Annotated in this window: 9 protein-coding genes; 4 read left to right on the forward strand and 5 right to left on the reverse strand. The window is 60.6% G+C overall.

The genetic code is table 11. The annotated features are described in order from the left end of the window. Positions 1–64 precede the first annotated feature (64 nt). Positions 65–2173 (forward strand): phosphotransferase, encoded by a 2109-nt coding sequence (locus tag AC6RA8_RS19450; RefSeq protein WP_500355024.1) that lies wholly within the window; start codon positions 65–67, stop codon positions 2171–2173. A gap of 89 nt (positions 2174–2262) precedes the next feature. On the opposite strand, the gene AC6RA8_RS19455 is transcribed toward AC6RA8_RS19450, so the two are convergent. Then, a complete protein-coding gene (locus AC6RA8_RS19455) occupies positions 2263–2661 on the reverse strand; it encodes a c-type cytochrome (protein ID WP_500355026.1) in 399 nt (132 codons plus the stop codon). Between the two features lie 115 nt (positions 2662–2776). Here AC6RA8_RS19455 and AC6RA8_RS19460 point away from each other — a divergent pair, with 115 nt between their 5' ends. Then, positions 2777–3337, forward strand: a complete 561-nt coding sequence (locus tag AC6RA8_RS19460) for a DinB family protein (protein WP_500355028.1) — start codon at positions 2777–2779, stop codon at positions 3335–3337. On the opposite strand, the gene AC6RA8_RS19465 is transcribed toward AC6RA8_RS19460, so the two are convergent. Beyond that, entirely contained in the window at positions 3334–3798 is a 465-nt protein-coding gene (locus AC6RA8_RS19465; RefSeq protein ID WP_500355029.1) for a hypothetical protein, read from the reverse strand. The genes AC6RA8_RS19460 and AC6RA8_RS19465 overlap by 4 nt on opposite strands. A 98-nt stretch (positions 3799–3896) precedes the next feature. After that, entirely contained in the window at positions 3897–4469 is a 573-nt protein-coding gene (locus AC6RA8_RS19470) for an FMN-dependent NADH-azoreductase (protein ID WP_500355031.1), read from the reverse strand. A gap of 122 nt (positions 4470–4591) precedes the next feature. Between AC6RA8_RS19470 and AC6RA8_RS19475 the strand changes: the two genes are divergently transcribed. Together AC6RA8_RS19475 and AC6RA8_RS19480 are read left to right on the forward strand one after the other, a co-directional pair. Continuing rightward, positions 4592–5473, forward strand: coding sequence for a LysR family transcriptional regulator (locus AC6RA8_RS19475; RefSeq protein ID WP_500355033.1), 882 nt, complete (start codon positions 4592–4594; stop codon positions 5471–5473). Further along, positions 5470–6357 carry a DMT family transporter gene (locus AC6RA8_RS19480; RefSeq protein WP_500355035.1) on the forward strand — a complete coding sequence of 296 codons (888 nt, stop codon included), beginning with the start codon at positions 5470–5472 and terminating at the stop codon, positions 6355–6357. The genes AC6RA8_RS19475 and AC6RA8_RS19480 overlap by 4 nt, the downstream gene beginning before the upstream one ends. On the opposite strand, the gene AC6RA8_RS19485 is transcribed toward AC6RA8_RS19480, so the two are convergent. After that, positions 6354–7253 carry a glycosyltransferase family 61 protein gene (locus AC6RA8_RS19485; protein WP_500355037.1) on the reverse strand — a complete coding sequence of 300 codons (900 nt, stop codon included), beginning with the start codon at positions 7251–7253 and terminating at the stop codon, positions 6354–6356. The genes AC6RA8_RS19480 and AC6RA8_RS19485 overlap by 4 nt on opposite strands. Positions 7254–7324: 71 nt before the next feature. Next, complete coding sequence (locus tag AC6RA8_RS19490) at positions 7325–7660, reverse strand: ArsR/SmtB family transcription factor (protein WP_189368186.1); 336 nt, start codon at positions 7658–7660, stop codon at positions 7325–7327. Positions 7661–8074: the final 414 nt, after the last annotated feature.

Below are 8074 nucleotides of genomic sequence, written 5' to 3' on the forward strand. Positions count from 1 at the left end.
GCGTTGCGCGCGGCGGGCGGTTGGCTGGCCGCTGCCGAGGCTTGCTAGTCCGGAGTGACACCGTATGCCGTGGACAGTTGACTTGTCGCCCGCAGATGCGGCCCTGTGTGCGCAGGATCCAAATCTGCCCGGCCTTGGTGCGGTTCTGAACGCTGCGCCCCTTGCCAAAACGCTCGGTCTGGGTGAGCTGCGCCATAGCTACCTCAAGTACAAGCCGGGGACGAATTGCGTCGCAGGTCTTGTTCCAAAGGACGGCAGTCTTGGCGCGTGGGCGGCGATGACCTACCCGCCTGTGCGCTGGCCAGATATCCGAAACCGTCCCAAGTGGAACAAGAAAGCCAAGAAGGCGATCTATTGCGATGACGTATTTACGGTGTTTGTTCCGCTGATACTGGAAAGGCGTCTGCCAAACGCGCGTAAATTGTCAGCCGATAAGTCCCGCGTAAAACTACTACGCCGTCTTGGGCTGCCCGACCACACCCTCAAGATTCTCAGGTACAAGCCGGGCCGCAGGATCGTTTTGCGCGCCCATGGACCACAAGCGTCATCCGCGGTGTTGAAGCTGCATGCGAATAGGGGCGACTTTGACCGCGCGGTTGCCGGCGCCACTTATGCAGAGGCCATGGGCGGACCTGCGGTGATCGCAACCTCATCAAACGACCTGGCCATCGCGACCGCTTGGACACAAGGTTATGTACTTTCACCAACATCCGAACCGCGCGATTTCGCCTTGGCCGGGGCCATGCTGGCGAGGCATCATGTGGCAGGAGCCCCAGGACATCTTCCTGCGCCCAACACGCCGAAGCTGCACCGCCTGGTTCAGGCCATAACCAATCTTCAACCCAATCTGGAAGCACAGGCGCAGGATCTGGCCCAACGCTTGCCTGCGCTGGGGGCTGATGATGTGGTTGCCATTCATGGCGACTTTTCTGCGGATCAGGTGGTGCGGAAGACGTTTGGCTCCGTCATCCTTGATTGGGACCGCGCAGCGCGTGGCCCGGCCGCGCGTGATCTGGGGAGCGCATTGGCCCGGCTTGATTGCGACGAGATCGAGGGCTCCGTGACGGAGGATGCGCGCAGGGCTTTGATCGAAGGCTATGCGGCCGTCCGACCGCTTCCCAAGAGTGAAAGCATTGTCGCACATCGTGCGCATGCTCTGTTCGCACTTGCCGTCGAAGCGTTCCGCGATCGGAGGTCCGATTGGGACCATCAGCTTGGCGCTGTCCTCGACCGCGTTGAGCAGCTCAGTCAAACGTCTCAGTTGCCGGAAGCGCCAGGTGTCATCGCTGGTCTGTCAGGCGCGCTCGACCCTGAGCATATGCGCACTGCATTGGGGGCAAGGCCCGTGGGGGTTGTGCTGGCAAGGCTCAAACCCGGGCGCCGTGCTTTGGTCCGGTACGCGATGCCGGATGGGGGTGTCTTGTTGGGCAAGTCGCGCGCCAAGGGTATCGATCATTATGCGCCCCTCATTCAGCGAAAGCTGCGTTCGGCAGGGTTGGACGGAAGCGATGGGGTCGGTGTCCCGCCGGTCGCGGGCACAGTGGATAGCCTGGCGCTGTGGTTGCAGCAGGTCGTGCCCGGCCGCCCGCTTGGCGATATGTTGAATGACCCAAACAGCGACCGCTTGAGCGCGATGCAGGGCACAGGGCGTGCGCTCGCTCGGCTGCATCTCATACCGGCTCAAACTGAACGGCGGTGGACGCACGCAGATGAATTGGCCGTTTTGGACAAGGCGGTGCCAGAGGCAGATCACAGAGACATTCTGTCTCTTGCTAAAACGCGACTTGCCCAGCTTCCACCGACGTCGGACGTCGGGTTGCACCGTGATTTCTACTTCGACCAGGTCATCATTGGGCCGGACACGGTCTGGTTGGTGGATCTGGATCTTTACGCGCAGGGCGACGCCGCAATCGACCTTGGGAATTTTCTGGCTCACCTCAGTGAGCTTGCCATGCGGCAGGGCAGAGATGCGGGGCATTTTCAGGCGCTTGAGGATGCCTTTCTGGGCGGGTATCGCGGCGCGGCGCCATTGCCGGATCAACGCCGCATCAGTTTGTTTCGCTGGATTTCGCTGGCGCGCCATATCGGGATCGCCGCTCGATTTCCGGACCGCCGACACACAATTCCAGTGATTGCGGCACTGTGTCGGGAAAAGCTGTCGAACAGCTTTTAGGTGTTACCCGAGGAGCTTAGACGTCGCATGAATGAAGCCGGGCCCTTACCGGACCCGGACCGCGTGCCCAGCGATATGGGCTATCCGCCTCACTCCTGTATGCTTTGCAAATAGAACATCAGGTCGACTATGGGTTGGCTGGTCAGGATCGGTTGGCCGGTCTCGGCTTTGATGGCTGTATCCTCGCCTTCGAAGTACCATCCATAAACCGGCATGGGGGAACCATGGCTGACAAGAGGGTCGCGCCCGTCGATTCGCGACACCACACGTATGATGGGGAAGGTGCCATCGTTCCGGGCCGCAAGGTCAAGCAGGCTTGGCGGTTGGAGCAAGAGCGCTGGACGCATAGGCCCTTTGCCATCCGCATCGACCCCGTGGCAGGTGGCACAATGGCGCTGGTAGAGCGTGGCACCAGTACTTATATCCTGGGCCAACGCGGTCAGCGGTGCTGTGCATATCAGGGCGAGGGTGGCGATGACATGTTTCATGGTCCGTCTCCTGTCTGGTACGCCCCACAAGATAAGGGCTGATGGATAGTGCGCTGTGATCTTGATCAATTTTTGACAGATTCTGCTTTGGCGAAACTGGAAAGGGCATTCCTCGATGACACCCCTCTTTGCGCCGCAAGCCTACAACAATGCGTGGTCGAACTATCGTTTGCATCGCGCATGTGCGGCACTGGACCGGGACGAGCTGACGGCGCCGCGTCCGTCGTTTTTCGGGTCAATCATTGCCACGCTCAATCATATCCTGAGCGTTGACCTGTTCTATGTTTCGGCACTCGAAGGCGCGTGCATTGGCCCGGCCGCATTGGCGGAGGAGGCGCCATATCCGGATATGGCCGTCTTGCGCGGGGCGCAGCGTGAGGTCGATCGCCGCCTGATTGCGGTTACCGAGGACGCTACCCTGTCGGATCCGGCACGTCTTGTGCAGATGGCACGCGACCGCGGCGTTCAGGAAGAGCGGTTCGATCGCACCTTTTTGCACCTGATCCAGCATCAGATTCATCATCGCGGTCAGGTCCACGCACTTTTGAGCATGACTCCGGTTCCACCACCGCAGCTGGATGAGCTTTACATGGCATGGGAGCAAGACGCGCAGCGCCGCGCGCCAGACCTGGCCGATATGGGCCTCAGCGACGCTGAAATTTGGGGCGGACGTTAAGCAGCGCGCCGATACGCCCTCAGCCAATCGTTGATTGCATCGACCGACCGGCGTGGGCCGTTGCCGGACATATAGGCTTCAACCAGCGGATAAGGGGCACTGGAATCGTGGAAAGTCAGGACCGGGCGCGCGGTGTCTGAAAAATCGTCGACTTCGGCGCCGCGCACAACCTCTAGCCTATGGACGGCGTTTTGGTACTTGAAGAGCGTGCGGCGCTGAACGGTGACGTTTCCCGCATGGGCGTCAAAGATGACCTGATCGCGTTTGACTGTCATTGCGAAAATCCCCAGCGGCGCGCCCGCGCCCAACAGCACGGTTAGCAAGCCGCTGGTCTCCCCCGCTGCGATCAGCACAAGACCCGCCGCTGCGCAGGCAATGATGCAGATGATCAACCCGCCGCCCAGCAGCCATGGCGCATGTGCCAGGATCAATTGTGTCGGCATGTTGCGTAGGACGGTCATGTCGTAACGCTATCCGCACTGTTGCGCGGCCCGCAATGGGTGAGCCCGCCCCGCACGTGATGCATGGGGCGGGCGAATGGGAAACAAGTGCTTCGTCGTTAGGCCGCGAGCTTCTCGATCTCGGCCTTGGCGTCTTTGACAGCCTCCTCGCCTTGCGCCATGACGCGATCTGCGGCGATCACTTCTACATCGTGGATGCCGATAAAGCCCATGACATGTTTCAGGTAGCCGCTGGCAAAGTCGATGTCGCTGCCCACAGGTGTGCCGCCAGTTGCAATGGCGATGATCGCTCGCTTGCCCTCCAGCAGCCCAACGGGCCCGGTTTCGCTGTATTTGAAGGTCAATCCGGCCCGCGCAACGAGGTCGACCCAAGCTTTCAGCGCTGCGGGAATCCCGAAATTGTACACGGGTGCGCCGATGACGATGGTGTCGGCGGCCTTTAGTTCTTCCACGAGGCTGTCGGACAGTGCCAGCGTGTCGCGCTGTGCCGCATCGCGGTCATCTAAGGGTGTGAAGTTGGCGTTGACCCAGGTTTCCGTGATCTGTGGCAGGGCTTCGGTCAGGTCGCGGCGGATCACGTCGCCACCCAGTTTTGCAACGATGTCGGCTGTCAGGTCACGGGTCACGGAGCCTTGGGTGCGGGCGGAGCTGTCAATGTGAAGGATGGTCATGGTCGGGTCCTTGGTCAGGGATATGTGTGTTGTGTGCCGTTAGAATTGGCCCTTGCAAATTCGAACGCAATTCCCGAAACTCAACAGCATCTGTTAGGATTTGCACAAAGAGTTTTTGGCCGATGGACAATTGGGACGAGATCAAGACCGCCTATCAAGTGGCCCGCATGGGCACGGTCAGCGGGGCGGCCGAGGTTCTGGGTGTTCACCATGCCACCGTCATCCGTCACATCGATGCGCTTGAGGGACGGCTGGGTGTCAAACTGTTTCAGCGCCATGCAAGGGGTTACACCCCGACCGAGGCGGGGGATGACTTGTTCCGTGTGGCGCAAGCGACAGATGATCAGTTCAGCCAGCTTGTCGGGCGCATCAAGGGCCGTGGGACCGAAGTATCGGGTGAATTGGTTGTCACGTCGCTGGTGAACATGGCGCCCCGGATGGCACCGGTCTTGACCGAATTCCAGCAAATTCATCCCGACGTTGTTGTGCGCTATCTGACGGGCGAGCGCCTGTTCCGCCTTGAATATGGTGAAGCGCATGTTGCGATCCGCGCAGGCAATGCGCCGGACCAGCCGGACAATGTCGTGCAGCCCTTTGTGCGCCAGTCCATGGGGCTCTATGCCACTAAGACTTATATCGCCAAACATGGGCACCCGGAGGATATTGCAACGGCCAAGGACCATCGCTTTGTCAGCCATGACGCTGCAGACAATCGCGCGCCCTTCCACAAATGGCTGCGCAGCCAAGTGTCAGAGGACGACATTACCTTTCGCTCGACTGATGTGCGTGCGTTAGAGCAGGCCGTTCTGGCCGGTGCAGGCATCGGGTTCCTGCCAGTGATGGAAGCGCGGGCCAATCCCAATCTGGTCGAGATCGTGACCCCGCGCGAGGATTGGTCGTCACCGCTATGGCTGGTCACCCATGTCGATCTGCATCGCACCAACAAGGTTCAGGCGTTCCTGACCTTCCTCAAGGAAAAGTCCAAGGATTGGCACGTCCTGTGACCGCGGGACTGCGCGGCCATGCGGCCATGTTGCTGTTTTCGGCGCTGGTTGCCGGATCGTTTTCGCTAGGCGCCATGGCGGCCAATGAAATTGCGCCTGCTGCTCTGAACGCGGCGCGCTTCTGGATTGCGGCCCTTGTCATTGGCGTCGCCGTGCTGATGCGGGGTGGCGTGCCACGTTCCGCGTTGCAGGCACCGTGGCGCTACGCGCTGCTGGGCGGCCTATTCGCTATATACTTCGTACTTATGTTCGAGGGCTTGAAGACGGCGGCACCCGTCAGTGCAGCGGCTGTGTTTACCCTTACCCCGGTCATGTCGGGGGTCTTTGGCTATGTCCTGTTGCGCCAGATCACGACGCCCCGCATGGCGTTTGCCCTCGCTGTCGGGGCGGCGGGTGCGCTTTGGGTGATCTTTCGAGCCGATCTGTCGGCGTTTTTGGCTTTTGAGGTGGGGCGCGGCGAAATCATCTATTTCTTCGGCTGCGTCAGTCACGCGATCTATACGCCGATGGTGCGCAAGATGAACCGAGGCGAGCCCGCGGTCGTGTTTACCTTTGGCATGTTGATTGCGGGGGCCGTGTTGCTGACGCTGTGGGGGTGGCGCGATCTGGTCGCGACGCCTTGGGCGGACTTGCCGGGCATTGTGTGGGTGACTCTGATCTATGTGTCGATCTTTGCGTCCGCTGCGACCTTTGTTCTTTTGCAATTTGCGACTCTGCGCCTGCCATCGGCCAAGGTTATGGCATATACGTACCTCACGCCCAGCTGGGTGATCCTTTGGGAGCTTGCGCTGGGCAATGGCGTGCCGCCAGGCGTTGTCTGGGTTGGCGTGGGGCTGACCATCATCGCCTTGTCCCTGCTGCTGCGGGATGAAGAGCGGGCCTAGAGGAATCCCTTCTCTGACAGGGTTTTTCGCAGCGTGTCGACGCAGAGCGGTGCGGGTGTTTCGCCGGTCAGCGGGCGTTGCCGTGGATCGATGACAAGCGGTTTCGGGCCTGCAAAGCTTTGCATTTGGGTCGAGAGATAAGTGAGCATCTCGCGCCGGTTGCGGCGCATGAAGATGGCTGCCCGCGCGTCTGATCGCATTGCAAACGGCGCAAGATGGAATGCCGACCCGTCCGACCCAACAATGCTGCGCGCGGCGCGGATAACGCCAAGCTGTATTTCAAGCGGGTGCTTCTGCGGATGGAAGACAAAATAACCTGCCTCTTCCATCATCGCCTCGATCTCGTCCTCGCGATCGACACGTTGGTGGTCGCGCCGCAAACCGGTGCGTGACAGGTAGAGCTTGTCCGGGCCGTCCACATGGATCTGCGCAAATCTCTTCTGTGTGTATGCGCGGAATTCCGGCGTGCCGGTTAGCCACGGGCCATGGCCGAACCCCGGTGTTGGCAAAACCAACCTGTCGATCCGGGTCGGCTTTCTTATGACCCGAAAGGGGATGCCATCGCAGAACCGGTCAACAACCGGCGCCAGAGCGCCGTCCAGAACGGGTTCCATATCCATATGCAGGCGCGTTGGCACGACCAAACCGTCCGGCGGTGTATCAAGGTGGTCGAGTGCCCACAGGCGTACGAGGCTTTCCAGCATGAAGTGGCCAAAATGCGTATGTCCAAATCCGGCGTAAAGGTGTGTGCCTGGCAAATGGTCTTCCGCGGGCTCGGCATTCGGTGCGGCGCTCACCCGTCCACGGGACAGCCGGGCCTGCGACAGGGGCAAGAATGACCCGCGCCTGTCGAACACACCATGCGGGGTATCGTCACCTTCGACCATGTTGGGCATGACAAGCGCGCCGCGCACCATGCGAAGGCGTGCGGGCGGAAGAGCATCCGGCAGCTGGGTCGCGACATCGATCAGAGCGGGTCACCCTCTGACAATTCTGCGGCCAGAAATCGTTCGAATGCGTCCATGTTCACAGGCTCGAACTGGCCAAATCCCTGCATCCAGACAGAGGCCCCGCGCATCGCGTCCGGGTCCAGCTTGCACCATTTCACGCGTCCGCGCTTTTCCTGCTGGATCAGCCCGGCACGCGTAAGGATCGTTAGGTGCTTGGAAATCGCGGCAAGCGACATCTCGAACGGTTCGGCGACGTCGGTGACGGCCATGTCGTCTTCGAGCAACATCGTCAAGATCGCCCGCCGAGTGGGGTCGGCGAGTGCGGAAAAGACGGTGTCGAGCGGATCGGCCATGGCCTGTCATACCGGGCGTCGGGGCCAAGGGGAAGCGATCAGAGATACGGATGCCTGCTTTCGCGCGACGGCCAGCGGTGAGACAGGAGCGCGCGTTGATGCGGTGTCAGCCCGATATCGCGTGCAATGTGATCGGTCATGGGGGGCAATGTGGTGCCCTTGGTTGGCTTTATCTTGAGCTTCGGCTGCATGAAATTTGCACAAGTTGAGAGTGCGCGCAAAAGCGCGTTTCGACGAATGGTAAGCATGAAGGGCCTCGTGCGTTGAGGAATACTTGCAGTTTGCCCGAACTGCGGCATTGCCACAAACAGAGTTCCCTGACATCACTTGTGCAGTTTTTGCACAGGTCAGCGCCATGTCCCGCACTTTGCCCCCGCTGAACGCGCTGCGCGCATTCGAAGCGGCCGCCCGCCA

Source organism: Tateyamaria sp., from assembly GCF_059783535.1.